This window comes from Pseudomonas sp. Leaf434 (genome assembly GCF_001425545.1).
In the GTDB taxonomy this organism is placed as follows: domain Bacteria; phylum Pseudomonadota; class Gammaproteobacteria; order Pseudomonadales; family Pseudomonadaceae; genus Aquipseudomonas; species Aquipseudomonas siliginis.
The window spans coordinates 225,647-250,629 of the sequence record NZ_LMQZ01000001.1 but is presented as its reverse complement, the minus strand read 5'-3'; the positions used below and the strand labels follow the sequence as shown (position 1 = coordinate 250,629).

Genomic DNA, 24,983 nt, shown 5'->3' with positions numbered 1-24,983 from the left:
AAAATACTCAGGCATGCAATGCGGACTCGAAACCTGTGGGAGCGAGCCTGCTCGCGAAAGCGCAGTCTCAGGCAACATGTTCATTGACTGATACGCCCCCTTCGCGAGCAGGCTCGCTCCCACAATGGATGCTGTGTTCAACGCAGGAGCGCCGGGGTTTTCGGAGCCTGGGTCTGCTCGGCTGTCGGCACGTCATTACCCGCACCGAGGCCGCCCCCCAAGGCAGTCACCAGCTCTGCATGCGCACTCAACCGCGCGGCCTGCACTTGCTGCTGAACCTGCTGCTGCTTGAACAGTAAGGTCTGCGCATTCAGCACATTGAGGTAATCGGTGAGGCCGCGTTGATAAGCGATCATCGCGATGTCGTAGGTTTTCTGTGCTGCGGCCACGGACTCGGCGGCGAAGTCCTGCTGCTTGTCCATCGACTCGCGGCGGATCAACTGATCGGAAATGTTCTTCAGCGCGTTGATCAGAGTCTGGTTGTAGTGCGCCACGGCGATGTCATAACCGGCCGCCGCTTCGCCCAGTTCACCACGCAGTCGGCCGCCGTCGAAGATCGGCAACGAGATCGCCGGGCCGACGTTGTAGTTGAGTTTCTTGCCGGTCAGAAACTCCAGCGCGCCGCCGCCCGTGGCCATGTAGCCGAGGCTGCCGACCAGATCGACGTTGGGGTAGAAACCGCCGTGGGCAACATCAATGCCACGCGCCTGCGCCGCCACTTGCCAACGACTGGCGACCACGTCCGGACGCTGCCCGAGCAGTTCGGCAGGCAATGCCGAGGGCAATTTCAACGGCGCCGCGAGGGACAGCGTCGGCCGCTGCAGTTGCGCAGCAGCGCCCGGGCCTTTACCGGCCAGCGCTGCAATCTGGTTGCGGCTCAGGGCGATTTCCTCGTCCAGCGCATCGAGTTGGCGATGGGTTTCGGGCAGCGGCGCTTCGGCCTGGCTGACTTCGAAATGCGTGCCGATACCGCCGCTGAGGCGTTTCTGCGCCAGATCGAGAATCTGCTGTTGCTGCTGGAGCATCGCCGCGACGATGTCGCGCTGGGCGTAATGCAGCGACAACTCGATGTAGGCGCGGACCAGATTGCTCTGCAGTTCCAGCTGCGCCAGTCGCGCCTCGGCCACGCTCACATGGGCCAGATCCACCGCGCGTTCACTGGCATTGCGCTCGCGGCCCCAGAGGTCGAGGGCGTAGCTGAAGCCGAGCGCGGCGTTGTTGTCCCATGTGGTGGTATTGGCCAGTTCGCCGGGGCCGTAGAACTGATCGGTCGGCCAGTTGTGTCGCTTGAGGGTCGACTCGCCATTGATCTGCAACGCCTCGGCCGCTTCGGCAACACCGGCCATGGCCTTGGCCTGACGCACCCGCGCAGCGGCCATGGCCATGCTCGGGCTGCCTTGCACGGCGAGGTCGATCCAGCGATTAAGTTGCGCATCACCAAACGCCTGCCACCATTGGGCGCTGGGCCAGTGGGCGTCTTTGGCGGCCTCGGCAATGGCCGCGTCGGTGGCCAGTGAATCGGCCGCGAGAGCCTCGCCGTGAGGGGCAATGCCTTGGGTAGAGATGCAGCCGCCGAGAGCCAGGGTTAAAGCCAGAACACTGAGCGGCAAAAGCGCTCTGTTGATGCGACGCGGCACAGCTGCGAATTCCTGAGAAAGGGATCAATCGAGGGACTTGTGTAGGAGCTGCCGAAGGCTGCGATCTTTTGATCTTTTTAAAGACAACATCAAAAGATCGCAGCCTTCGGCAGCTCCTGCAGGGATCGGCGCAATTCTATGGAGCTGCCTCTGCGGCGATAAGCTGGGATTTCTGTGAATCTTTGTTACGGTTAACGAGATAATCCCTTGGTCGGGGGTCTCAGCCCCTGAAACTTCGTGTCACAATTTGCCATCTCCCTTGAGAGCACCCCATGGACACTTTGCAAAACATGCGCGCCTTCAGTTGTGTTGCCGAAGCGGGCAGCTTCACCGCCGCCGCCGTGCAACTGGACACCACCACCGCCAACGTCTCGCGCGCGGTCTCCAACCTCGAAGCCCATCTGCAAACCCGTCTGCTCAATCGCACAACCCGGCGCATCGCCCTGACCGAAGCCGGCAAGCGCTACCTGCTGCGCTGCGAACAGATCCTCGCCTACGTCGAAGAAGCCGAAGCGGAAGCCAGCGACGCCCACGCGCGCCCGGCCGGCCAGCTGAAAGTGCACACCATGACCGGCATCGGTCAGCACTTCGTCATCGACGCCATCGCCCGCTACCGCAAGACCCACCCCGACGTGACCTTCGACCTGACCCTGGCCAACCGCGTGCCGGACCTGCTCGACGAGGGCTACGACGTGTCCATCGTGCTGGCCAGCGAACTGCCAGACTCGGGCTTCGTTTCGCAGCGCCTGGGCATCACCTACAGCATCGTCTGCGCCTCGCCGGCGTACGTGAAAGCCAACGGCGCCGCACAGAAACCCAGCGACCTGCTCAACCACGCCTGCCTGCGCCTGGTCAGCCCGGTGATCCCCCTGGAGAAATGGGCCTTCGACGGCCCGGACGGCCAGGAAACGGTCACCATCAACAGCTCACCATTCCTGGTGAACTCCGCCGACGCCATGAAAACCGCCATCACCAGCGGCATGGGCGTCGGCGTGCTGCCGGTCTACGCCGCCATCGAAGGCCTGCGCAACGGCACTCTGGTGCGCGTGATGCCGAACTACCGCTCGCAGGAACTCAACCTCTACGCGATCTACCCGTCGCGGCAGTACCTGGATGCCAAGATCAAAACCTGGGTGGAGTACTTGCGTGGGTCGTTGCCGGAGATATTGGCGGCGCATCAGGCGGAATTGGTCGCGTATGAGTTGAGCGGGAGTCTGGCTGGCGCGCGCGTCGCCACCTGACTTTAAACACCGCTGACTTCGTGCAGGAGCTGACGAGTGCAACGAGGCTGCGATCTTTGGATCTTGCTGTTTAAAAATCAAAAAATCGCAGCCTACGACAGCTCCTACATCGCGGTGTTTACGGGGAAGTTTCCGACAGGTTTTGCAGGTTGTCCGTCGGAAGTGCGCTGGCTAGGATTTGGCGGTTGCTGACGAATCAGCGACCGGGTCTGGAAAACCCGCAGGATCACAGCGCATGACATAATGCCGCGCTCTTTCAGCGCCGGTATTCAGTTATGGCGGCTGTACGTGGGAGACCTTCGGGTCTGCCGGGTTTGATCCTTTGCCGGTTTTTCCAGTCCGCGTACAGCTGCCACCCCTTTCGCCTGGAAAACGAAAAATGGCAGCTCCATAAATCCAAAAGGATCTTCGCCATGTTCAAACCCACACCCAATCCCCCCGAATCCGCAAGCACCTCACCCTACCAATCCCCCGACTCAACGAAACTCCACGACGCCGCCGAGCGTGCGCTGGATCACTCCCTCAAACCGTCCGCCAGCGCGCAGCAAAACCACAAACCCAGCACCATGTTCCAGGTCGCCCCGGACCAGGACAACGAAAGCCTGCTGGCCCACGCCTGCGAATCCCTCGCCTCGGCCAGCATCATGAGCAGCGACATCGCCGCCCACGTCGACAGCCCACAACGGCACACGATATTGGCCATCCAGCAGGTGATCATGCTGGCGGAACTGGCGGTGAACCGCGTGCTGGATAACTACGAAATCCATCAGCTCCCGTCACGCAGCTGACCTCCCGGGAGCGAGCCCGACCGCGAGGGCTTCGGCACATTCAACATTCGAGGTGTCAGATAAACCGCTTTCGCGAGCAGGCTCGCTCCCTCAGTTTGAATCGTGTACATCAGCGAGATATGAGTCGGCTGTCAGGCCGCCTTCGCTGGCAAGCCAGCTCCCACAGGGACGGGGTGAATCTGGCAGAGATGGGTTGACAGTGGAGACGCCTTCGCGAGCAGGCTCGCTCCCACAATTCTGGATCGTATACGTCAGCAAGATATGAGTCGGCTGTCAGGCCGCCTTCGCTGGCAAGCCAGCTCCCACAGGGACAGGGTGAATCTGGCAGAGATGGGTTGGCAGTGGAGACGCCTTCGCGAGCAGGCTCGCTCCCACAATTCTGGATCGTGTACATCAGCGAGATATGAGTCGGCTGTCAGGCCGCCTTCGCTGGCAAGCCTTCGCGAGCAGGCTCGCTCCCACAATTCTGGATCGTGTACATCAGCGAGATATGAGTCGGCTGTCAGGCCGCCTTCGCTGGCAAGCCAGCTCCCACAGGGACAGGGTGAATCTGGCAGAGAGAGGTTGGCTGTGGAGACGCTTTCGCGAGCAGGCTCGCTCCCACAGTTTGAATCGAGTACATCAGCGAGAAACAGGTCGGCTGTCAGGCCGCCTTCGCTGGCAAGCCAGCTCCCACAGGGACGGGGTGAACCTGGCAGAGATGGGTTGGCAGTGGAGACGCCTTCGCGAGCAGGCTCGCTCCCACAATTCTGGATCGTGTACATCAGCGAGATATGAGTCGGCTGTCAGNTTCGCGAGCAGGCTCGCTCCCACAATTCTGGATCGTGTACATCAGCGAGATATGAGTCGGCTGTCAGGCCGCCTTCGCTGGCAAGCCAGCTCCCACAGTTTGAATCGAGTACATCAGCGAGAAACAGGTCGACTGTCAGGCCGCCTTCGCTGGCAAGCCAGCTCCCACAGTTTGAATCGAGTACATCAGCGAGAAACAGGTCGGCTGTCAGGCCGCCATCGCGAGCAGGCTCACTCCCACAAAAGCAAAGGCAAAGCAGCGCAGCTGCCCGCGGCGCAGCCGCCCCACTCAACAATGAGCGCAAGCTCGAGTACTGCTTTTGATCTTGATCCACCGGCGACGTCGGAAGGCTGAGTGGAGGGATTGATCCGGGCGTGGGAGCGCAGCGACCGTACGACGCAGTCGTACACAGCGAGTGTAGGTGCAGCGAAGCAAACCSGAGCCTGCGAGGGCCGAACGCAGGAGCTAGCGTTTTTTGCTTACTTTTTTAGGCGCTTGTAAAAAAGTAAGTCGCCGTCAGGCGAAACCGCCAGCCGCCGCACCGAAACCTTCGGATATTCACACCAGACAAACCAAGGCATGGCCGGCCCAGAGGCCGCCAAGACAACCCGAGCGAGAAAATGTTAGCGTGCTTGCAATCAAGCCCCGACGAGCCCAAGCCCAATGAAAAAAACAGTCCTGGCCTTCAGCCGCATCACCCCGCCCATGATCGAACGCCTGCAAGAAGAATTCGACGTCATCGTCCCCAACCCCAAGACCGGTGATATCAACGCCCAGTTCAACGAAGCCCTGCCCCACGCCCACGGCCTCATCGGCGTCGGCCGCAAACTCGGCCGCGCACAACTCCAAAGCGCAACAAAACTCGAAGTGGTCTCGAGCGTCTCGGTCGGCTACGACAACTACGACCTCGACTACTTCAACGAACGCGGGATCATGCTCACCAACACCCCCGACGTGCTCACCGAAAGCACCGCCGACCTCGCCTTCGCCCTGATCATGAGCAGCGCCCGCCGCGTCGCCGAACTCGACGCCTGGACCAAGGCCGGGCAATGGCAGGCCAGCGTCGGCGCCCCGCTGTTTGGTAGTGATGTGCACGGCAAGACCCTCGGCATCGTCGGCATGGGCAACATCGGCGCCGCTGTCGCCCGGCGCGGGCGCTTCGGCTTCAACATGCCGATCATCTACAGCGGCAACAGCCGCAAGACCGAACTGGAAGAGGAACTCGGCGCGCAGTTCCGCAGCTTGGATGAACTGCTGGCCGAAGCCGATTTTGTCTGCCTGGTAGTGCCGTTGAGCGACAAGACCCGCCACCTGATCAGCCATCGCGAACTGGCGCTGATGAAGCCGAGCGCTATTCTGGTCAACATCTCGCGCGGCCCGGTGGTCGACGAACCGGCACTGATCGAAGCCCTGCAAAACAACCGCATCCGCGGCGCCGGGCTGGACGTCTACGAAAAAGAACCGCTGGCCGAATCGCCGCTGTTCCAGTTGAAAAACGCCGTGACCCTGCCGCACATCGGCTCGGCCACCACCGAGACCCGCGAAGCCATGGCCAACCGCGCCCTGGCCAACCTGCGCAGCGCCCTGCTCGGCGAACGGCCGCAGGATCTGGTCAACCCGCAAGTCTGGCGCGGCTGAAAAAAAGGGCCGGCGCAATATTACGCCGGCCTTCACCTTACATAACTTGCAACCGAACAAAAACGCCAGACCAAGTAACAGCAATATAAGCTCTCGCAACTTATCAACTTATTGATTAATTGCCATGGAGAGCCAACCCCGTGAACACCCTGACCACCGACAAACTCATTCGTTTCAGCAAAGTCATCTTGATGGCTTATATAAGTTTCTTTGGCCTGCTGGTGATGATCCATAACTTCACTGACTATGAGTCCAACTATACTTACGTTGCACATATCCTGAGCATGGACACCACCAACGCCAGCGAAAACATCATGTACCGCGCGATCGATTCGCCGATGATCCATCACCGGATCTACTGGTTCATCATCACTATGGAAGTCACCTATACCGTGCTTTGCCTGATCGGTACTTACCAGTTGTATCGCTACATCGATGCATCGCCAGCGGCATTTCATGAAGCCAAGAAGTTTTCAATCATGGGCATATTGGTCGCCATCTTCATCTACTACGTATGCCTGCAAACGGTCGGCGTCGAGTGGTTCGACATGGACACTTCGCAATCCTGGAATGCCAAGGACTGGGCGCGACATATTGTCGACTTCATCTTCCCGGTAATGATCTACATCACTTTGAAAGTTGAGCGCTGAGTATCAGCGCTCGCTTTATCAAGCCAACTTCCCTTGACCTGCAGACAACAGCACTTTCGGTTTACGAAACACCAGCACGTTGCCCAACATCACCAACACCAGCCCGACCAGCGCCGGTGCGGTCCATTGATAACCTTCGGCAAACGCCGACACGTTCAACGCCACCACCGGGAACAGCACCGTGCAGTAAGCCGCCCGCTCCGGGCCCATGCGCCCGACCAGCGTCAGGTACGCAGTGAAGCCGATCACCGAGCCGGGAATCACCAGATACAACAGCGCACCGACATATCGCGGCGACCAGTCCATGGTGAAGGGTATGCCGTTGAACAGACACCACACCGTCAGCATCGCCGCGCCGTAGGCCATGCCCCAGGCGTTGGTGGTCAGCGGTCTGAGGCCGGCCTTCTGTTGCAGGCTCGAAAGCATATTCCCCGCTGAAAAACACAAGGTGCCACACAACGCCAGACCCAGCCCCAGCAGGGTTTGCGGACTGGCCTGATGCCCGGCCAGTTCCGGCCAGAACAACAGCCCCAGACCGAACAGCCCCAGCGCACCGCCCATCAACACATTGCGCGCAATGCGCTGGCCGAAAAACACCCGCGCGTTCAGCGCGTTCCACAACGTCGCCGTAGAAAACACCACCGCCACCAGACCGCTGGGAATCCACTGACTGGCGGTCAGAAAACACATGAAGTTCACGCAGAACAGACATAACCCTTGAGCCACACAAATCAAATGCCCACGGCGGTTCATCGGTTGCAGACGCCGGCTGAGCAGCAAGAGGGCAAACAACACCAGCGCAGCCAGGCCGAAGCGATAGACAATCGACACCGGAATTTCGACCACGCCCAATTGCCATTTCAAGGCAATCCAAGTGGTGCCCCAGATCAGTACGGTCAGCAAGTACAACGACAGGTTCATGGCCAACACTCCTTAAACAGGCCTTGAGTGTCTGCCTTGGGCAGCCTTCGACGCTTGCACAATCTTGCGCTTTTGTCTGGCGGCAGGCTGGCAGCGCGGCCTCTACGGAGTAGGATGCAAAGCGTTGGAGAGAACCGAACATGGCCGCTATCGATACCCTGCAAGTCTTTCAAGCCCTCAACCGCTCGCCGAATGCACGCCTTGTGCACAGCGCCGAGCTCGGTGACGGCATGTCTGCGGCTTTGTGGACCAACCACCACGATGCCCAGGAATACGAAGCGCCAAGTCATCACACGCTGTCCTGCTACGTCGCCGGCGGCACCGGCACATTCCGTCGTGGCCAGCCGGGCCGCAAAGGCGGGCCGGACAAGCTGTGCATCCTGCCGGCCGACCATGAATCGGGCTGGGTGATCAATGGCGACATCCGCTTGGCGCACCTGTATTTCAGCGCCGAACAATTCGCCCTCGGTTGCGTCACTTTGCTCGATCGCGAACCGCGCGAAATGCAATTACGCGAGCAGACCTTTCTCGAAGATCCGCAGCAGGCGCAGCGCTTTCGGCAATTGCTGAACCTGAACTGGCAAGAGCCGGCCGAGCGCTTGCTGACCAGCAGCCTCGCCCATGAATTGATCAGCCACACCTTGCTCAGCCAGGTCGGTGCGCGACACGGCTTGCGCTTGAAGGGCGGGCTGGCACCGCATCAGCGCCGACAACTGGTGGAGTTCATCGACAACCAGTTGGCCGAGCCGATCAGCCTCGGGCAACTGGCCGGGCTGTGTGCACTGTCGGAATATCACTTTGCGCGGATGTTTCGCCTGAGCTTCGGCCTGCCGCCGCATCAATATGTGCTGGCGCGGCGCTTGAGCCGGGCGCGGGAATTGTTGCGCGGCACGGCGCTGCCCTTGGGGGAGATTGCACTGGCGTGCGGGTTTGCCAGTGCGAGCCATTTTACCAATCGGTTCAGGCAGGTTTTGGGTGGGACGCCGGGCGAGTATCGGCAGGCGTTTTTGCGTTGAGCCCTTTTCCCCTCACCCCAGCCCTCTCCCAGAGGGAGAGGGGGCCKAYCGAGTTGTCTTGCACTGTACGTCGACCTGAAACACCGAATCGATTATGGATTCAAAGCAACACATTCAAGTCGGTGTACCTCTGGAATATCCCACGGTCAGCCCCCCTCTCCCAGAGGGAGAGGGGGCYKACCGAGTTGTCTTGCACTGTACGTCGACCTGAAACACCGAATCGATTATGGATTCAAAGCAACACGTTCAAGTCGGTGTACCTCTGGAATATCCCACGGTCAGTCCCCTCTCCCTCCGGGAGAGGGCTAGGGTGAGGGGCTTTTGATCTTGCCTCAAAACTCCAGCGTGCTGGAAAGCGAAACCTGCCGCGAATCCCCCATCGACACAAAGAAGCGGCTCGCCGAAGAAGTGTAATAAGTGCGATCAAACAGGTTCTTCACGTTCAACTGAAACTTGACCTTCTGCCCCTCAACCGTGGTGTCGTAAGTGGCAAACGCATCCGCCACGGTATAGCTCGGCAGGTCAAAATCATTCACCGCGTTGCCGGCACGCTCGCCGACATATCGCGCCCCCGCCCCGACACGCAGTTGGTCGCCGCCAAACACATTGCCGAAGTCATACACCGCCGACAGCGAGCCGGAATTCTTCGCTACGTTTTGCAGGCGCTTGCCTTTGTATTCCGGGTCTTCGGTGACTTCGGCATCGGTGTAGGCATAGCTGCCGATGAGGTTCCAGTGATCGCTGAGTTGCCCACTCAGGTCGACTTCCAACCCACGGGAACGCACCTCGCCAGCGGCGCTGTAGATCGTCGTCGGACCTTCGGAGTTGGCCACCAGCACGTTGCGTTTCTTGATGTCGAACAACGCGATATTGCCGGTGATGCTGCCCGGCATATCCAGCCGCGCACCCAGCTCCCACGACTTGGCTTCTTCCGGCGCAATGCTGCCGTCGAGCACGGTGCTGCTGCCGCTCAGCGGGGCGATGGTCGAGTTGGGTTTGAAGGATTCGGTGTAGCTGCCGTAGAACGACAGCGCGTCGGAGTAGCGATACACGACACCGGCGCGCGGCACCCATTTCTGACCATTGCTGTCGGTATTGGCCTTGAACGGCACGCCTTTGCCGGCGTACTGGTCGTACTCCTGAAAACGTCCGCCAGCGACCAGAATCCACTGCTCGTTGAGGTGAATCGAATCCTGCAGGAACAGCGAATCGCTGCGCAGCTTATCGGTCTGCGCGCTGTCGGGCGCACTCACCGTAGTGCCCATCACTTCGCGGCCATACACAGGGTTGAGATAGCTGAACGTGGTCAGGCTTTTCTGCCGGATCAGATCTTCGCGGTAGATCTTGCGGTACTCGTCATCGACGCCGAACACCAGATCATGCTGCATGCCCAGTACATTCACCTTGCCTTCGAGGCTGGCGGTGGTGAAACGATCGGTGCTGATCGCATTCTGGGTGCCGTCCATGCTGCGGGTCAGTGTGCCTTTGTTGGTGTCGATCGCAGTCACGCGCACTTGGCTGGCGTCGTAGGTTTCGCGGTTCCAGCTGAAGCCGAAGTGGGCTTTCCAGTCGTCGTTGAGTTCGTGGTCGGCTTCGAAATGGTAGAGGTCCGAGCGCCCTTCCATGTCGTTGAACGGCTCGTCGAGACGCTGTTTGCGCGAGATATCCAGCGGATGGTTGGTGCGCGGATCGATCAGCGTGCCACGGTCGAAGGGGGTGAGAAACTCGCGGTGCTCGTAGGCGAACAACAGCTTGGTGCGCTCGCCGTACCAGGCCAGCGACGGTGCGATCAGCGTCTCGCGGTGGGTGCCGAAGTTGCGCCAGTAATCTTCGTCTTCATGATCGACGACCATGCGATAGGCGAAGCCGGAGTCGCCCAGCGCACCGGTGCTGTCAAAGGCGCCACCGCTGCCATTCTTGCCGTCACCGTAGCTCGAACCGCGCACGGTCACGGCATTGTACTGGGTCAGTTCCGGCTTCTTGCTGACCAGGTTGACCACGCCACCCGGATCCTGAATCCCGTAGAGCAGCGAGGCCGGACCCTTGAGCACTTCGACGCGATCCACGGTCGCGTTCATGCCACGACCCTGCACCAGCGGCATGCCGTCGCGCATGATCGAGCCATTGCGGTTGTCACCGAAGCCGCGAGTCATCACCGAGTCCTGGGTACTGCCCAAGGTGTTGCCCTGAGTGATGCCGCTGACATTGGCCAGCGCGTCATCGAGATTGCGCGGCGCCTGATCGCGAATGACCTGCGCCGGGATGACATTGACCGTCTGTGGAATTTCTTGCAGCGACGCCGATGAGCGCATCACCGAACTGGTTTCCGGCGGCTGATAGCTCATCGATTCGTCGCGCGTGGACGTGATGGTGGTGGCGCCGAGATTGAGCGCCCCTTCGGTCGGCATCGGCTCCAGCGCCAGGGTATGACTGTCGGTGCGGCGAAAGCTCAGGCCGGAATTGCCGAGCAGGCGTTGCAGCGCCTGTTCGGCGCTCATCTGGCCGTTGACTGCCGGAGCATTGAGGCCGTACGGCGCTTCATCGGTGTAGACCACGCTTTGCCCGGTCACGCGGCTGAAGTCGCTCAGGGCTTGCGGCAATGGTTTGGCGGCGAGGGCAAAATTGAATTGCTGTTGCGCCTGATTGCTCACCGCTTCTGCCGCCAGCGCGATACTCATCGGCAGCAATGCCAATGATGAAAAACTCAACGCCGACACGCTTAACCACTGTTTGACCGAACCGGATTTTGCCCTGGACTTCATTGCTCAATGACCTGTGTAGAACCGCAACGGATGCGAATGGCTCGCAGTTTCAGTCACTACACGGATGGGGCTCGGGGTTACCTCACCTTTAATTTGAAAATATTTTGCGGGGGATTTGTTGCCTGGGCTGACGCCTTCGCGAGCAGGCTCGCTCCACCTTTGGAATGCGTTCCCTGTGGCAGCGAGCCTGCTCGCGAAGAGGCCGGCAGCCTCAGCGCAAAATAATCAGCTGCCCCAACACCCGATGCTGCTCAAACCCCAATACCCCTTGCAGCGAATTGAGCACCGCTTGCGGATCCTTGCTCGGAAAGCTGCCGCTGACCTTGCGCGCCGCCAGCTCATCGTTGAGCAGCACAATCCGCCCCGGGTAATAGCGGCGCAGATCCTCGACAACTTCGGCCAGCGTGGTCTTGTAGTAAGTCAGCCAACCCTGACGCCAGGCCAGTTGCGCTTCACTGTCCACAGCATGCAGTTTTTCCGCAGTGCCGTCGGCATAAGCAACTTGCTGACCAGCAGTGAGAATCTGTTGTTGACCGTGCTCGTCCGCCGTCACCGCGACACGTCCGGACAACACCGTCACTTGCGCGCCGTGGAGTTGCCGGCGCACTTCGAACTGCGTGCCCAGCACCCGCGCCTCGCCCTGCTCCGCCGCCACCACAAACGGATCGCCGGTGTGGGTGACGCTGAAGAAAGCAGCGCCTCTGATCAATTTCACGCGGCGCTGACCATGACTGAAATCCACAGCAATCGCGCTGTCGGCATCCAGCGTCACTTGCGATTGATCGGCCAAGATCACCGTGCGAATTTCGCCAGGCGTGGAGACATGATCGGCGCGCAGATCGTCGAGCCAGCGCTGCGCCTGCCACCCCGTGCCGAGGCTGACCATCAACAGCAGACACGCGGCCAGCGCCAGCGCGCCCGACCAACGCAACATCGGCGAACGACGCGGGGCGTCCATCGCCTGCAGATAACCTTGCAGCGCGAGCGCTTCTTCATCGGCCAGCGTGCGCGCGGGGCTTTCGCTGAGTTCCCAGATCACCTGCGCCTGCGCATACGCTTGGGCATGGGCCGGGTCGGCGCGCAGCCATTGGCTGAAGGTCAGCTGATCGCCAGTGCTCGGGCGGTCGTGCAACAGGCTCAGCCAGGCCAGCGCGGCCTGCTCCTGAGCCGGTGTCGGTGTGATCGGATCGGATGGCTTCACGGTGCTTTCCCTGGCAGGCGTGGCGCGGGGTCGCGCAGGCTGGCCTTGCAGGCCTCGAGGGCGCGCATCATATGTTTTTCCACGGCACTTTGGGACAGGCCCATGGCCTTGGCGATGTCGGCGTACTTGCGCCCATGAATGCGATTGAGCAGAAAAATCTGCCGGGTACGCTCGGGCAAGGCGCGCAACGCCGCTTCGACATGGCGCAGATCGTTGCCGGCTTCGAGGGCAGCCTGGGGTTCGCTGCCGTAGCTGTCGGATTCGTCCGGCTGCCAGCCTTCGTTGACCCGCGTGCGCGTGCCTTCGCTGCGTAAATGATCGATGGCGATGTTGCCGGCGCAGCGCAGCAGATAAGTGCTGAGCTCTTCGACCTGGACCAGCGGCCGCCGCCAGAAGCGCAAAAACAGATCCTGGACCAGATCCGCCGCGGTCGCCCGACAACCGACGCGGCGGTTCACCAGCGCTTCCATTTGCGCACGCTGGGACAGAAACACCTGGAGAAAATGCGCACGCGCGCCACGCGCTTCGTCATCGCGTGATTCCGGTGGCAGACCGATCAGCACTTCAGCACTGCGCCCAGGCGGCGACCGGGCTGGCCAACAGGCTCAACCCGGCCAGTGCGATGGCCAGACGCGGGCGATACGGCAGCAAAAGCACCAATGCCAAAGCGCTGAGCATCAGCACTGCAAACCAGTCGACCAGACCGAAACTCCAGCCACCGGCCGCCACCGCCGCCCACAGCGAAAGCGCCAGCAACAGCCATCCCGCCAACGCCAGACCCTGACGGCGGCGCATCGACGGTTTGGCGCCGAGCAACTCGGCGTGATGACGTGGCATCGACAGGCACAACGCGGTGAAGCCGGCATAGGTGAGCAACAGGGCCAGCAGCATCAGTTGGCCCCCTGTTCGACTGTGATCGAGCGAGGCGAAGAACTTGCTTTGCGAACGCTGACGCGGTCGCCCGGACGCTGCATCTTGCGCGCAGCCCAGCCGAGAAAAAGCCCCGTCGCCAGACACGTCAGATCAAATCCGGCCAGTGCCCAGTCGCGCTGCATCAGGGTCGCGCCAAGATTCCACGGCGTGGTCAGCGCATTGATCAGCGGCACCGCGATAAACAGCGCAGCGCCGAGCGTCAGCTGTTCGATCCACGCCTTGCGTCCCGGACGCAACACCGCGTGCACAACGCTCAGGCCCCAGGCTATGAAGAACGCATTTACTTCCCAATCGGCCCGCCCCGCCAGACTCACCGGCAACAGTCGATTAGCCAGAAAAAACACCGCCACCGCCGATACCAGGCCGGCCATGCTGGCGATATTCAGCACCTCGACCAGGCGCAATTCGAACGGCAGCGCCGCGCTTTTCACGTGCTTGAGCTGCCGCTTGCCGAGCCAGATCACCAGCCCGGTGCCGATCATTGCCGTGCCGGCCAGCCCGCAAATGAAATACAGCCAGCGCAACAGCGGCCCGGCGAAATGGCCCATGTGCAAACCGTAAAACGCGCCACCCACGGCCATCGCCGCTGGCTGATCCGGTGTGCTGCCGAGTTGCTCCCCGGTGACCCCGTTAAAAGTCACCGCCCGGCCGAAATCATGCACCACCCGATCGCCCGCGCGGGACAGCACCACCGTGGCGCTGGCATCGCCCGGGTTGCTCACCGACAGGCGCGCGGTATGGCCGCCCGACCACTGCTCGCTGGCCTTGGCCAGTAGCGGCGCCATGGCGGTCAGCGGTGCGGCGACATCGGCGCGCTCGGGCGTCTTCGAGGCGGGAAAGACTTCGTCGTAGAACTTGCGCACGTCGCTGCCGTAAGAGGCGACGATGCTGGCGGGCATGACCATCGACATGAAAATCACCAGGCTGCTGTAAGTGATCATCAAATGAAACGGCAGCACCAGCACACCCACAGCGTTATGCCCGTCGAGCCAGGAACGCTGGCCCTTGCGCGGGCGGAAGGTGAAGAAGTCCTTGAAGATTTTCTTGTGGGTGATGATGCCGCTGATCAACGCAACGAACATCACCATCGCAGCGAGGGTCGCCAGCCAGCGACCCCACGGATAAGGCATCTGCAACTGGAAGTGGAAACGGTAAAAGAACTCGCCGCCCATGCTTTCGCGACCCTGTACTTCGACTCCGGTTTGAGCATCGAGGGTTCGGGATTCGAAGCGGCCGCGCTCGCCGGGTTTGCCCGGCGCCTGCTGCCAGCGCACCGTCAGGCCGGGGTCGCGGGCATCGGGCAGATCGATCAGCCAGCGCGAGGCACCGGCGGCGTGTCGCTGCAGATAATCTTGCGCCAGCGCCAGGCTCGCTTCGCTGTCAAGCGAATGTGCAGCGATCTCCGGCTGCATCCAGTGGCTGATTTCATCTTTGAAGTAAGCGAGCGTGCCGGTGAGGAAAATCGCGAACAGCAACCAGCCGAACACCAGCCCGGCCCAGGTGTGCAGCCAGGCCATCGCCTGCCGGAACCCTTCCTTCATGCCAGCCCCAGACCGCGCGCGGCACCGGAAACGGTGGCGAGAATCACGCTCGGCACCAACAGGCCGACCCACGCCGACCACGCGCTGCGGCAGGCAAAGCACCAGAGCACGGCAACCAGATAGACCAGAAAGGACATGGTCATGCCAGTGACCACCGCTTCGGCGCGGTTCAGCGGCAGCCACAACGTCAGGGTGACACTGGCCAGCGCCGCGACCAGATAGCCGCCGAAAATCGCCGCCAGTACCCGCGAAGTGACGGCCAGACGATAGGACATGGGAAGGGTTGCGAGTTTGCCTTTCATGTTTCGACCCTGAAACGAAAAACGTTCGGCCGACAAGCCGAATCTACAGGCGAGCAATATTAATGATAAATATTCTCATACGCAAAAGCATCTGATTGCCGGACACTGTCGCCAGCCTCTACAATGCGAACCGTTCTTGTTCTCTAATGCACGTTCTCTACGCAAGTTTTGCGTCCGGAGTCATTTCGTTGCCGCCCGCCCATTCCGTCGAATCGCTCTACCACGCTCATCACAGCTGGCTCACTGGCTGGTTGCGGCGCAAGCTCGGCTGCCCCGACAGCGCGGCGGATCTGGCCCAGGACACGTTCATCAAGGTGCTGACCGCCCGCGAGCCACCGGTGATCATCGAACCGCGCGCCTTTCTCACTACGCTGGCCAAGCGCGTGCTGTTCAATCATTACCGACGCCAGGATGTGGAACGCGCCTACCTCGAGACGCTGGCGCAGATGCCGGAAATGGTCGCGCCGTCGGAAGAGCACAAAGCGATCATCCTGCAGACATTGGTCGAACTCGATGAGCTGCTCGACGGTTTGCCGCGCCAGATCAAACGCGCGTTCCTGCTCGCTCAGGTCGATGGTCTGACTTATCCACAGATCGCCGCAGAACTGGGAATCTCGGTGGCCACGGTCAAACGCCATCTGAACAAAGCGGCCATGCGCTGCTATTTCGCCCTGTGAATCGCACGCCGGATTTCTCCGCGCAAGTCGCCGAACAGGCGGTGCACTGGTTGCTGGAAATGCAGCAGGGCACCCTCACACCGCGCCAGCAGCAGGCCTGGCAACACTGGCTGGATGCGCACAGCGAACATCGCCGAGCGTGGGAACACATGCAACGGGTCAACCAGCGCTTGCGCGGCGTGTCGTCGCCGTTGGCCCACGCCGCGTTGAACGGACCGAAGTCCGGCAGCCGCCGTCAGGCGCTGAAAATGTTGCTGATTCTCGGTGCCGGCTCAGCGGCGACCTGGGGCATGCGCGAGCACACTCCGTTGCCGTCGCTGCTCGCCGATTACCGCACGCCGGTCGGCCAGCGACGCAAGATTGCCTTGGGCGGTGCCGATTCGTTGCAGCTCAATACCGCCAGCTCGGTTGATGTTGATGGTGCGCAGCGGTTGATTCGTCTGCTTGAAGGCGAAATGCTGTTGAGCGCTGCAAATCCGTTCGAAATACGTACGGCACACGGTGTGCTGAAAACCCAAAGTGCGCGCCTCAATGTGCGGCAGTTTGTTGATCGCACGCAGATCGCCCTGTTCGAAGGACGAGTCGAACTCATCGCCAACCAGCGCGCGCCCCTGCTGCTGCCGATCGCGCGGCAGTTGAGTTTTACTGCCAGCTCGGTCAGCGAGGCTAAACCGCTGGACGCCAACAGCGGTGCATGGACCGACGGCATGCTGGTCGCCGCCCATATGCGCCTCGGCGATTTCCTCGAAGAGCTTGGCCGCTACCGGCGCGGGCAGCTGCGGTGCGACAGTCAGGTTGCCGATCTGCTGATTTCCGGGACGTATCCACTGGATGACAGCGAGCGGATTCTCGACCTGTTGCAGATCAGTCTGCCGGTCAGAGTGAAGCGCTTTACCCGTTATTGGGTGAGCGTCGAAGCGCGGGTTTAGAAAGCAAGATCAAAAGATCGCAGCCTTCGGCAGCTCCTACATTTGGAATGCATTTTTTCTGTAGGAGCTGCCGAAGGCTGCGATCTTTTGATTCTGAAAAAATAAATGAGCCGTTTTTCAGATCTGGCGTGACAGAGAAGGAAAGCCCCCTTGATTCCACCTTCTCAGGATCATCCACATGCAGCCCACCCGCCTTACGCCACTGGCCCGCAGCCTGCGCAATCTTCTGCTCGGCGCCAGCCTGAGTTTCACCGCCCTGCCCGCTGCGCTGGGCGCCGAGACCAAGGTTTATCACATCGCCCCGGCGTCGCTGGAAACCGCGCTGAACCAGTTTGGCCGTGAAGCAGGCGTGCTGATTTCCTTCGGTTCGCAAGTCACCAGCGGTGTGCAGAGCCGTGGTCTGGAAGGCAACTACACCGCGCAACAAGGCCTTGACGCCTTACTCGAAGGCACCGGCCTGCAAGCCCGCGCCGAAGGCGACAATGCCTTCAGCCTGCAACCGCTGGCTGACGCGGCGCTGGAGCTGGGCACTTCGACCGTGGTCGGCGACTGGCTCGGCGATGCAGCGCAGATCAACGTCTTCGAACACCCCGGGGCGCGTGATGTGATCCGCCGCGAAGAATTCGAACGCCAGGGCGCGACCCAGGCCCGCGATGTACTCAATCGCATCCCCGGTGTGAATGCGCCGGAGAACAACGGCACGGGCAGCCACGACATGGCACTGAATTTCGGCATTCGTGGTTTGAATCCACGCCTGGCCGCACGCTCGACAGTATTGATGGATGGCATCCCGGTGCCGTTCGCGCCGTATGGTCAGCCGCAGCTTTCGTTCGCGCCGATCAGCATGGGCAACATGGATGCGGTGGACGTGGTGCGTGGCGGCGGCGCGGTGCGTTACGGCCCGCAGAACGTCGGCGGCGTGGTCAACTTCGTGACCCGGGCGATTCCCGACGAGCCAACGGTCAAGGGAGGTTTGCAGACTGAAACCAGCCCATCGTCGAGCCACGACGGTTTCAAGACCAGCGCCAATCTGCTGGCCGGCGGCACCAACGCCAACGGCCTCGGTGGCGCCTTGCTGTACTCCGGCACCCGTGGTGGTGACTGGCGTGAACACAGCGATACCGAGATCGACGACCTGATCCTCAAGGGCAAGTACCAACTCGACGACGCCAACAGCTTCAACGCCATGGCCCAGTATTACGAGGGCAAGGCCGACATGCCCGGCGGTCTCAATGTCGCCGATTACGATGCCGATCCGTATCAGTCGACGCGACCGAAAGACCAGTTCTGGGGGCGCCGCACGATGTTCAACTTCGGCTATCGCTATCAGCAAGATCGCCGCGAATTCACCGCCAACACCTTCTTCACCAAAACCCTGCGCAGCGGTTATCTGGATCAGGGCACGTTTCTTTCGCTGTCGCCTCGCGAGTATTGGGTGCGTGGTCTGGAAACCCGTTTCGCCCAAGGCTTCGACCTGGGTCCGAGCAGCCACGAAGTCGGCGTCGGCTACCGCTACATCAATGAGGCCGGCCACGAACTGCGTTATCGCACGCCGATCAGCGCCAACGAATACCCGACCACCAGCAGCCGCAACGACCGTGACACTCGCGGTGGTACCGAGGCCAACGCATTCTTCGTCGATGACCGCATCGACATCGGCAAATGGACCATCACCCCGGGCGTGCGCTACGAGATGATCGAGTCGCAACAGACCAACAACCTGACCAACGTCAAATACAAGGGCGACTACAACACCGCGCTGCCGGCGCTGAACGTGCTCTATCACCTCACCGACAGCTGGAATCTGTACGCCAACACCGAAGGCTCATTCGGCAGCGTGCAGTACAGCCAGATGCCCAACCGGGTCAGCAGCGGCGAAGTGAAGCCGGAAAAGGCCCGCACCTGGGAACTCGGCACGCGCTATGACAACGGTGCCCTGCGCGCGGAAATCGGCGCGTTCCTGATCAACTTCGACAACCAGTACGAAAGCAACCAGACCAACGACTCGGTGATCGCTCGCGGCGAAACCCGCCATCAGGGCATCGAGACCAGCGTCAATTACGCGCTCGACGACTTGAGCCCGGCGCTGGCCGGTTTCGATGTCTACGCCAGTTATGCCTATGTCGATGCGACCATTCGCGAAGACGGGCCGAACAAAGGCAACCGCGTGCCTTTTTCCTCCAAGCACAAAGGCACGATTGGCGTCGGTTATACCGAAGGGCCATGGAAGCTGAATCTGGACAGCAGCTTCCAGAGCGACCAGTTTGCCGACAACGCCAACACCTCGAAGGAAAGTGCCGATGGCAGCACCGGCAAGATCCCTGGCTACATGCTGTTCAGCAGCCGCGCCGGGTATGACTTCGGACCGCAACTGTCGGATTTGAATGTGGCGGTGGGGGTGAAGAACATCTTCAACACGCAGTACTTCACACGCTCGTTCGATGACAACAACAAGGGCAAGTACGTGGGAGAGCCGCGGACGGTTTATGTGCAGACGTCGGTGGCGTTCTGACCCCACCCCATCGAAGATCAAAAGCCCCTCACCCTAACCCTCTCCCAAAGGGAGAGGGAACTGACCGAGGTGTATTTACGCTTTACGCTCGCCTGCAATATCGAGCCGAACGCTGGACTTGAAAACAACCGGGATCGGCCCCCTCTCCCAGAGGGTGAGGGACTGACCGAGGTGTATTTACNTTACGCTCGCCTGCAATATCGAGCCGAACGCTGGACTTGAAAACAACCGGGATCGGCCCCCTCTCCCAGAGGGTGAGGGACTGACCGAGGTGTATTTACGCTTTACGCTCGCCTGCAATATCGAGCCGAACGCTGGACTTGAAAACAACCGGAATCGGCTCCCTCTCCCAGAGGGTGAGGGACTGACCAAGGTGTATTTACGATTTACGCTCGCCTGCAATATCGAGCCGAACGCTGGACTTGAAAACAACCGGAATCGGCCCCTTCCCCCAGAGGGTGAGGGACTGACCGAGGTGTATTTACGATTTACGCTCGCCTGCAGTATCGAGCCGAACGCTGGACCTGAAAACAACCGGAATCGGCCCCCTCTCCCAGAGGGTGAGGGACTGACCGAGGTGTATTTACGATTTACGCTCGCCTGCAATATCGAGCCGAACGCTGGACTTGAAAACAACCGGGATCGGCCCCCTCTCCCAGAGGGTGAGGGACTGACCGAGGTGTATTTACNTTACGCTCGCCTGCAATATCGAGCCGAACGCTGGACTTGAAAACAACCGGGATCGGCCCCCTCTCCCAGAGGGTGAGGGACTGACCGAGGTGTATTTACGATTACGCTCGCCTGCAATATCGAGCCGAACGCTGGACTTGAAAACAACCGGAATCGGCTCCCTCTCCCAGAGGGTGAGGGACTGACCGAGGTGTATTTACGATTTACGCTCGCCTGCAATATCGAGCCGAACGCTGGACTTGAAAACAACCGGAATCGGCTCCCTCTCCCTCGGGAGAGGGCTGGGGTGAGGGGCTACGGTCTTAAACCCTGCGAGCAATCACCAACACCACAAACAAAAAACGGGCCTGCATCAGCAGGCCCGTTCTCCTTTGGTTACTTGTGAAATCAGCGCATCAACTGTTGATCGCTGCCTGTTCGTTCTCGTCAAATTCTTCCGCCAACAGCTTGTCGTTGGCTTTGCCGGTAAATGGCACTACAGCGGCGCGTGGTTTACCTCGCAGTTTGCCGAACAGATGATCCAGTTTGTGCTCGAGTTTCTCGGCAGCACCGTCGATCGCCTGTTCCAGCGAATCGGCTTTATGGGTCACGGAAATCGGTTGGTGGCCTTTTGGCCGCGCTTCCAGTTGGCAGCGCAAGTCATGGGGACCTGGTTTTTCGCCGTTCTCGTCGCTCAGATGGACTTCGACACGGGTCAGGTCTTCTTCATAACGGTCGAGCGTGCTCTCAATAGTTGTACGTACCCACTCCTCCAGTCGCTTACTGCTTTGAATATGGTTATCGCTGTTGACTTGGATTTGCATAGTTCATCCCTTATTTCAGCTAGCTCGCTGGAGGCCTTGAGTTGAATTTCCTGACCTCCTGGTTACAACAATCGGCCCGAGCGACGAACATTTCAACCCCTGAAAAAAGAAAAATATTCATTCGCAAAAAAAGCCGGACAACCGGGCTAGGCGCTGTTAATGTCGGGAGTTGGGTCGACCCGCTCCGCAGAAAAATCTGCTCACATCTGTTGCTCATTCAGCGGGTGCAGGCTGCGAAAAATCCCCGCCTCCTCCACCAGCCAGTCATGCACAGCGCGCACGCCCGGATGGCTCAACGCCCCCGGTGCATACAACAGCACGTAGCGTTTATGGTTGGGCACCGACAAGCCGAACGGCACGATCAAAGTGCCGCGCTCCAGCTCATCGTTGAGCAACGTGCGCCGGGCAATCGCCACGCCCATGCCAGCGATCGCCGCTTCGATGGTCAGGTGATTGCGATTGAACGTGTGGCCGCGCCGCACATCGGCGCCTTCGAAGCCGATCGCATTCAAATAGAACTCCCATTCCGCGTATTCGTAACTGCCACGCCAGGCGGTGATGTCGTGCAGCAGCGGGAAATGCACCAGATCCGCCGGCCCGTGCAACGGCGGTCGCCCGCGCAGCAGGCTCGGCGCGCACACCGGAAATATCTGCTCGTCGAGCAAGGCTGTGGATAACAATCCGGGGTAGCTGCCGTCGTTGAGATCGATGGCGAGATCGAAATCGCCCTCATGCAAGGGCACGCTGCTGTCCTCGGCCACCAGGCGCAACTGGATGTCCGGAAAGCGTTGCTGCAAGCGCGGCAGGCGCGGAGTCAGCCACTTGCCGAGAAACGACGGGATCGACCGCAACCGCAGAGTCCCGCTGATCATCCCGGCGTCCAGCCGGCGCAGCTCCGCATCAATGCTGCCATAGGCTTCATTGACGGTAATCGCCAGCCGCTGCCCCTGTGCACTCAACTCAACGCCCCGCGCGCGCCGATGAAACAGGCGAAAGCCCAGGCGCTCCTCCAATTGCCGGATCTGCTGGCTGACCGCGCCCGGGGTGATGTGCAGCTCTTCGGCACAACGGGTGAACGATAGGTGCCGCGCGGCACAGGCAAACACCTGCAGCCAGACGTAGGTCTGGGCATGCAATTGACGACTCATTGTTTAGTCCTGCTAAAGGCTGTCTTAGGAGGTTTCGTTGGTCACCTCGAAGCAAGGCAGGCAGTATCGCCGACATTGCGCTTGTCCGACAAAAAATGGCAGCGATTCCTACTCCATTGCTTGTAAGGGTTTAGCATGGCTATCAGTGTTTTCGATCTATTCAAAGTGGGCATCGGCCCGTCCAGTTCCCATACCGTCGGTCCGATGCGTGCAGCGGCGACGTTTGCCCAGGCCCTGATCGACCAACATCTGCTCTATGACGTGCGACGGGTGGAAATTCGTCTGTACGGCTCACTGTCTGCGACCGGCGTTGGCCATGCCACCGATCGCGCGACGGTCATGGGCCTGATGGGCGAGTGGCCGGACAGCATCGATCCTTCGACCATCGATCCACGCAGTCAGCAACTGCGCGAAACCGGGCAATTGTCCCTCGCCGGTCAACGCTCGATTGCGTTTGACTGGCAGAGCGATCTGCTGCTGCTCGACGAGAGCTTGCCCTACCACCCCAACGCCATGTCGCTGAGCGCATTTGGCGAAAGCGCCGAGCTGCTCACGCAAACCTATTACTCGGTGGGCGGCGGTTTCATCGTCGAAGCGGCTGAAGCCGAGTCTGGCGTGGCGCCAGCCAGCGACGTGGTGTTGCCCTACGATTTTTCCAGCGCCGCCGAACTGCTCGCTTTGTGCAAAAAGCACAATCTGCGCGTGTCCGAACTGATGATGGCCAACGAACGCGCCTGGCGCAGCGATGCCGAGATTCGCCAAGGCCTGCTGCACATCTGGTCAGTGATGCGCGAGTGCGTCGAACAAGGTTTGCGCCACGAAGGCATCCTGCCCGGCGGTCTGAAAGTACCGCGCCGCGCGGCGAAACTGCATCGCAGCCTGTTGGAAATCGGCAAACCGAATGTGATCAGTTCGACCCTGTCGGCGATGGAATGGGTCAACCTGTTCGCCCTTGCCGTCAACGAAGAAAATGCCGCCGGCGGGCGCATGGTCACCGCACCGACCAATGGCGCCGCCGGGATCATTCCGGCCGTTCTGCACTACTACATGAAATTCAATCCGGATGCGTCTGACGATGACGTCGTCGCGTTCTTTCTCGGTGCAGCCGCCGTGGGCATTTTGTGCAAGAAAAACGCCTCCATCTCCGGTGCCGAGGTCGGCTGTCAGGGCGAAGTCGGTTCAGCTTGCGCAATGGCCGCCGCCGGCCTCGCCGACGTCCTCGGCGCGACACCGGAGCAACTGGAGAACGCTGCCGAAATCGGCCTGGAACACAACCTCGGCCTGACCTGCGATCCGGTCGGTGGCCTGGTGCAAGTGCCGTGCATCGAGCGCAATGCCATCGCGGCGGTGAAGGCGATCAACGCCACGCAAATGGCCCTGCGCGGCGACGGCAATCACTTCATTTCCCTCGACCGGGTGATCCGCACCATGCGCGACACCGGCGCCGACATGCACGACAAGTACAAGGAAACCTCGCGGGGCGGGCTGGCGGTGAACTGGGTGGAGTGCTGATCGGCCTGACTGCACTGTCAGCGATCATCCGCTCATTCCTGCCCTGAAAACGCGCCACAAAAAACGGCGAGCCCCGAGGCTCGCCGTTTTTTTCACCGTGTTTATTGTTCGACAATTTTTCCGGCATGCCCCTTGCTACATCACCCTTGAGGCAAACGGACATTGCAAACCTCAGCGAACGAGATGCCAGTGGTCTGGTGTTGCGAACCAAATCGGATCATGGCCGGTCAACAACTGCACGTTCAATCAGGCGGTGACGCATCATGGACAACCCATTTCAGATCATTACCGATGCTTTCGCGCCGGACTATCAGATCAATCTGAGCATTCAGGGCCTGGACGGCAGCATCATGCTGACCCTGTCCAACGCCGGCCGCATTGTGGCCAAGCGCATGATCAGTTCCGAACAGCGCAACGATCCCGAGCGTTTGAAGAGGCTGGTGCAAAGCATCCAGTTCGGCATCGCCATCGAACAGGGCCACAGCGCCATGTCGATTCTCGAAGCCATGACCAGCGGCGCCGGGCTGACCCCGCCACCGCCACGCGTCAAGGGCCAGCCGGGCCAGGCGGCGGGCCTTTAAAGCTCGCCCTTCTCCACTTCAGGATGTTCGCTGGAGCCCGTGCCGAGCTTGCGCTGCGGGTTCTCGATCTTCACTGAGGGGAATTGCGACGAAGCGTAACGCACCACCAGGATCGCAAACGCCAGCAGCAGAATGCCGCCGCACAGGTAGATAATGCCCATGTCCGGCGGGTTGTGGTGCGAGACGTTGGAGATCAGCAGGCGCGTCAGTGCAGTGATCGCCACGTAGATCAGGAAGCGCACCGGCATGTGGTTGGTCTTGAAATAAATCCCGACCATCGCGCCCAGTTCCAGATAGATGAACAGCAACAGAATGTCATCGATCTTGATGTGCCCGACTTCGAGCATCCCGAGAAACTCCATCACCGCCGCCCACGCTGTCACCGCACCGATGGCGAACAGCGCCAGATAGTGAAAGGTTTCGACGAACAGGTTGCCCAGGGACTCGGCCAGTTGATGCACGTTACGCCGCAGTTTCTCGGCCCAATTTATTTTCACGATGAGTTTCCTTAGCCCGTTTCGGGCGGATGATGCGTATCGCACGTGACGGTTTTGCGCGCGCGCCTTGTAGCAACGGTTTTCATGCAGGTTCAGGGCCACGCATCATGGCGATCCGCCGCAAATCCCGCGCCGTGGCGTTTGGTCGCAGGCTCGCGGCTTTGCACAATCCCCGTGGGAGCGAGCCTGCTCGCGAATAGCAGCCACACCGTAC

The 24,983-nt window shown here is 60.5% G+C and carries 21 protein-coding genes; 10 read left to right on the top strand and 11 right to left on the bottom strand.

The window, feature by feature from the left end; translation table 11 throughout:
- Positions 1 to 137 precede the first annotated feature (137 nt).
- On the bottom strand, positions 138 to 1,637 hold the full coding sequence (locus tag ASG55_RS01080; RefSeq protein ID WP_056783030.1) for an efflux transporter outer membrane subunit: 1,500 nt from the start codon (positions 1,635 to 1,637) through the stop codon (positions 138 to 140).
- Positions 1,638 to 1,909: 272 nt separating this feature from the next.
- On the opposite strand from ASG55_RS01080, the gene ASG55_RS01075 reads away from it, so the two are divergent.
- The 4 genes from ASG55_RS01075 (at position 1,910) to ASG55_RS01060 (ending at position 6,744) form a co-directional block, all read left to right on the top strand.
- Positions 1,910 to 2,878: a LysR family transcriptional regulator gene (locus ASG55_RS01075; RefSeq protein ID WP_024011667.1), complete on the top strand. Its 969-nt coding sequence runs from the start codon at positions 1,910 to 1,912 to the stop codon at positions 2,876 to 2,878.
- A 413-nt stretch (positions 2,879 to 3,291) separates the two neighbouring features.
- Complete coding sequence (locus ASG55_RS01070; protein ID WP_041479475.1) at positions 3,292 to 3,666, top strand: DUF6124 family protein; 375 nt, start codon at positions 3,292 to 3,294, stop codon at positions 3,664 to 3,666.
- Between the two features lie 1,453 nt (positions 3,667 to 5,119).
- On the top strand, positions 5,120 to 6,094 hold the full coding sequence (locus ASG55_RS01065) for a 2-hydroxyacid dehydrogenase (protein ID WP_056783028.1): 975 nt from the start codon (positions 5,120 to 5,122) through the stop codon (positions 6,092 to 6,094).
- A 140-nt stretch (positions 6,095 to 6,234) separates the two neighbouring features.
- Positions 6,235 to 6,744, top strand: coding sequence for a DUF2165 domain-containing protein (locus ASG55_RS01060; RefSeq protein ID WP_041479679.1), 510 nt, complete (start codon positions 6,235 to 6,237; stop codon positions 6,742 to 6,744).
- A gap of 18 nt (positions 6,745 to 6,762) precedes the next feature.
- Here ASG55_RS01060 and ASG55_RS01055 read toward each other — a convergent pair whose 3' ends face one another.
- Positions 6,763 to 7,665, bottom strand: a complete 903-nt coding sequence (locus tag ASG55_RS01055) for a DMT family transporter (protein WP_056783026.1) — start codon at positions 7,663 to 7,665, stop codon at positions 6,763 to 6,765.
- A 140-nt stretch (positions 7,666 to 7,805) separates the two neighbouring features.
- Here ASG55_RS01055 and ASG55_RS01050 point away from each other — a divergent pair, with 140 nt between their 5' ends.
- Positions 7,806 to 8,681 (top strand): helix-turn-helix domain-containing protein, encoded by an 876-nt coding sequence (locus tag ASG55_RS01050; protein ID WP_056783023.1) that lies wholly within the window; start codon positions 7,806 to 7,808, stop codon positions 8,679 to 8,681.
- Between the two features lie 332 nt (positions 8,682 to 9,013).
- Here ASG55_RS01050 and ASG55_RS01045 read toward each other — a convergent pair whose 3' ends face one another.
- The 6 genes from ASG55_RS01045 to ASG55_RS01020 form a co-directional block, all read right to left on the bottom strand.
- Complete coding sequence (locus ASG55_RS01045) at positions 9,014 to 11,443, bottom strand: TonB-dependent siderophore receptor (protein ID WP_056783021.1); 2,430 nt, start codon at positions 11,441 to 11,443, stop codon at positions 9,014 to 9,016.
- A 211-nt stretch (positions 11,444 to 11,654) separates the two neighbouring features.
- Positions 11,655 to 12,644: a FecR family protein gene (locus ASG55_RS01040; RefSeq protein WP_056783019.1), complete on the bottom strand. Its 990-nt coding sequence runs from the start codon at positions 12,642 to 12,644 to the stop codon at positions 11,655 to 11,657.
- Positions 12,641 to 13,207: an RNA polymerase sigma factor gene (locus ASG55_RS01035; protein WP_056783017.1), complete on the bottom strand. Its 567-nt coding sequence runs from the start codon at positions 13,205 to 13,207 to the stop codon at positions 12,641 to 12,643. Before ASG55_RS01035 ends, ASG55_RS01040 begins: the two co-directional genes overlap by 4 nt.
- A gap of 1 nt (position 13,208) precedes the next feature.
- The gene (locus tag ASG55_RS01030) at positions 13,209 to 13,535 is read right to left on the bottom strand and encodes a DUF3325 domain-containing protein (protein WP_056783015.1); all 327 of its coding nucleotides are present in this window, start codon (positions 13,533 to 13,535) and stop codon (positions 13,209 to 13,211) included.
- Positions 13,535 to 15,118 (bottom strand): PepSY-associated TM helix domain-containing protein, encoded by a 1,584-nt coding sequence (locus tag ASG55_RS01025; protein ID WP_056783013.1) that lies wholly within the window; start codon positions 15,116 to 15,118, stop codon positions 13,535 to 13,537. Before ASG55_RS01025 ends, ASG55_RS01030 begins: the two co-directional genes overlap by 1 nt.
- On the bottom strand, positions 15,115 to 15,420 hold the full coding sequence (locus ASG55_RS01020; RefSeq protein WP_056783011.1) for a DUF3649 domain-containing protein: 306 nt from the start codon (positions 15,418 to 15,420) through the stop codon (positions 15,115 to 15,117). The genes ASG55_RS01025 and ASG55_RS01020 overlap by 4 nt, the downstream gene beginning before the upstream one ends.
- A gap of 146 nt (positions 15,421 to 15,566) precedes the next feature.
- Here ASG55_RS01020 and ASG55_RS01015 point away from each other — a divergent pair, with 146 nt between their 5' ends.
- The 3 genes from ASG55_RS01015 to fecA all read left to right on the top strand — a co-directional run bounded on the left by ASG55_RS01015 (position 15,567) and on the right by fecA (position 19,538).
- Complete coding sequence (locus ASG55_RS01015; RefSeq protein WP_056783009.1) at positions 15,567 to 16,097, top strand: sigma-70 family RNA polymerase sigma factor; 531 nt, start codon at positions 15,567 to 15,569, stop codon at positions 16,095 to 16,097.
- On the top strand, positions 16,094 to 17,026 hold the full coding sequence (locus tag ASG55_RS01010) for a DUF4880 domain-containing protein (protein WP_056783008.1): 933 nt from the start codon (positions 16,094 to 16,096) through the stop codon (positions 17,024 to 17,026). Before ASG55_RS01015 ends, ASG55_RS01010 begins: the two co-directional genes overlap by 4 nt.
- Before the next feature lie 178 nt (positions 17,027 to 17,204).
- Positions 17,205 to 19,538 carry a TonB-dependent Fe(3+) dicitrate receptor FecA gene (gene fecA / locus ASG55_RS01005; protein ID WP_056783006.1) on the top strand — a complete coding sequence of 778 codons (2,334 nt, stop codon included), beginning with the start codon at positions 17,205 to 17,207 and terminating at the stop codon, positions 19,536 to 19,538.
- A 1,085-nt stretch (positions 19,539 to 20,623) separates the two neighbouring features.
- Here fecA and ASG55_RS01000 read toward each other — a convergent pair.
- Together ASG55_RS01000 and ASG55_RS00995 are read right to left on the bottom strand one after the other, a co-directional pair.
- Positions 20,624 to 21,031: an HPF/RaiA family ribosome-associated protein gene (locus ASG55_RS01000; protein ID WP_016771629.1), complete on the bottom strand. Its 408-nt coding sequence runs from the start codon at positions 21,029 to 21,031 to the stop codon at positions 20,624 to 20,626.
- Between the two features lie 200 nt (positions 21,032 to 21,231).
- Positions 21,232 to 22,179: a LysR substrate-binding domain-containing protein gene (locus ASG55_RS00995; protein WP_016771630.1), complete on the bottom strand. Its 948-nt coding sequence runs from the start codon at positions 22,177 to 22,179 to the stop codon at positions 21,232 to 21,234.
- A 135-nt stretch (positions 22,180 to 22,314) separates the two neighbouring features.
- On the opposite strand from ASG55_RS00995, the gene ASG55_RS00990 reads away from it, so the two are divergent.
- Together ASG55_RS00990 and ASG55_RS00985 are read left to right on the top strand one after the other, a co-directional pair.
- Positions 22,315 to 23,691, top strand: a complete 1,377-nt coding sequence (locus ASG55_RS00990; protein WP_056783004.1) for an L-serine ammonia-lyase — start codon at positions 22,315 to 22,317, stop codon at positions 23,689 to 23,691.
- Between the two features lie 263 nt (positions 23,692 to 23,954).
- Positions 23,955 to 24,272 carry a DUF3509 domain-containing protein gene (locus ASG55_RS00985; RefSeq protein ID WP_056783001.1) on the top strand — a complete coding sequence of 106 codons (318 nt, stop codon included), beginning with the start codon at positions 23,955 to 23,957 and terminating at the stop codon, positions 24,270 to 24,272.
- Here ASG55_RS00985 and ASG55_RS00980 read toward each other — a convergent pair.
- Positions 24,269 to 24,769 carry a phosphate-starvation-inducible protein PsiE gene (locus tag ASG55_RS00980; protein WP_039759287.1) on the bottom strand — a complete coding sequence of 167 codons (501 nt, stop codon included), beginning with the start codon at positions 24,767 to 24,769 and terminating at the stop codon, positions 24,269 to 24,271. The two genes, ASG55_RS00985 and ASG55_RS00980, sit on opposite strands and share 4 nt — an antisense overlap.
- Positions 24,770 to 24,983: the final 214 nt, after the last annotated feature.

Excerpts from the sequence above, each read along its gene's own strand:
- ASG55_RS01075 (WP_024011667.1), top strand. The coding sequence starts at position 1,910 with ATGGACACTTTGCAAAACATGCGCGCCTTCAGTTGTGTTGCCGAAGCG.
- ASG55_RS01070 (WP_041479475.1), top strand. The coding sequence starts at position 3,292 with ATGTTCAAACCCACACCCAATCCCCCCGAATCCGCAAGCACCTCACCC.
- ASG55_RS01065 (WP_056783028.1), top strand. The coding sequence starts at position 5,120 with ATGAAAAAAACAGTCCTGGCCTTCAGCCGCATCACCCCGCCCATGATC.
- ASG55_RS01055 (WP_056783026.1), bottom strand. The coding sequence starts at position 7,665 with ATGAACCTGTCGTTGTACTTGCTGACCGTACTGATCTGGGGCACCACT.
- ASG55_RS01050 (WP_056783023.1), top strand. The coding sequence starts at position 7,806 with ATGGCCGCTATCGATACCCTGCAAGTCTTTCAAGCCCTCAACCGCTCG.
- ASG55_RS01045 (WP_056783021.1), bottom strand. The coding sequence starts at position 11,443 with ATGAAGTCCAGGGCAAAATCCGGTTCGGTCAAACAGTGGTTAAGCGTG.
- ASG55_RS01030 (WP_056783015.1), bottom strand. The coding sequence starts at position 13,535 with ATGCTGCTGGCCCTGTTGCTCACCTATGCCGGCTTCACCGCGTTGTGC.
- ASG55_RS01025 (WP_056783013.1), bottom strand. The coding sequence starts at position 15,118 with ATGAAGGAAGGGTTCCGGCAGGCGATGGCCTGGCTGCACACCTGGGCC.
- ASG55_RS01020 (WP_056783011.1), bottom strand. The coding sequence starts at position 15,420 with ATGAAAGGCAAACTCGCAACCCTTCCCATGTCCTATCGTCTGGCCGTC.
- ASG55_RS01015 (WP_056783009.1), top strand. The coding sequence starts at position 15,567 with ATGCACGTTCTCTACGCAAGTTTTGCGTCCGGAGTCATTTCGTTGCCG.
- fecA (WP_056783006.1), top strand. The coding sequence starts at position 17,205 with ATGCAGCCCACCCGCCTTACGCCACTGGCCCGCAGCCTGCGCAATCTT.
- ASG55_RS01000 (WP_016771629.1), bottom strand. The coding sequence starts at position 21,031 with ATGCAAATCCAAGTCAACAGCGATAACCATATTCAAAGCAGTAAGCGA.
- ASG55_RS00995 (WP_016771630.1), bottom strand. The coding sequence starts at position 22,179 with ATGAGTCGTCAATTGCATGCCCAGACCTACGTCTGGCTGCAGGTGTTT.
- ASG55_RS00990 (WP_056783004.1), top strand. The coding sequence starts at position 22,315 with ATGGCTATCAGTGTTTTCGATCTATTCAAAGTGGGCATCGGCCCGTCC.
- ASG55_RS00985 (WP_056783001.1), top strand. The coding sequence starts at position 23,955 with ATGGACAACCCATTTCAGATCATTACCGATGCTTTCGCGCCGGACTAT.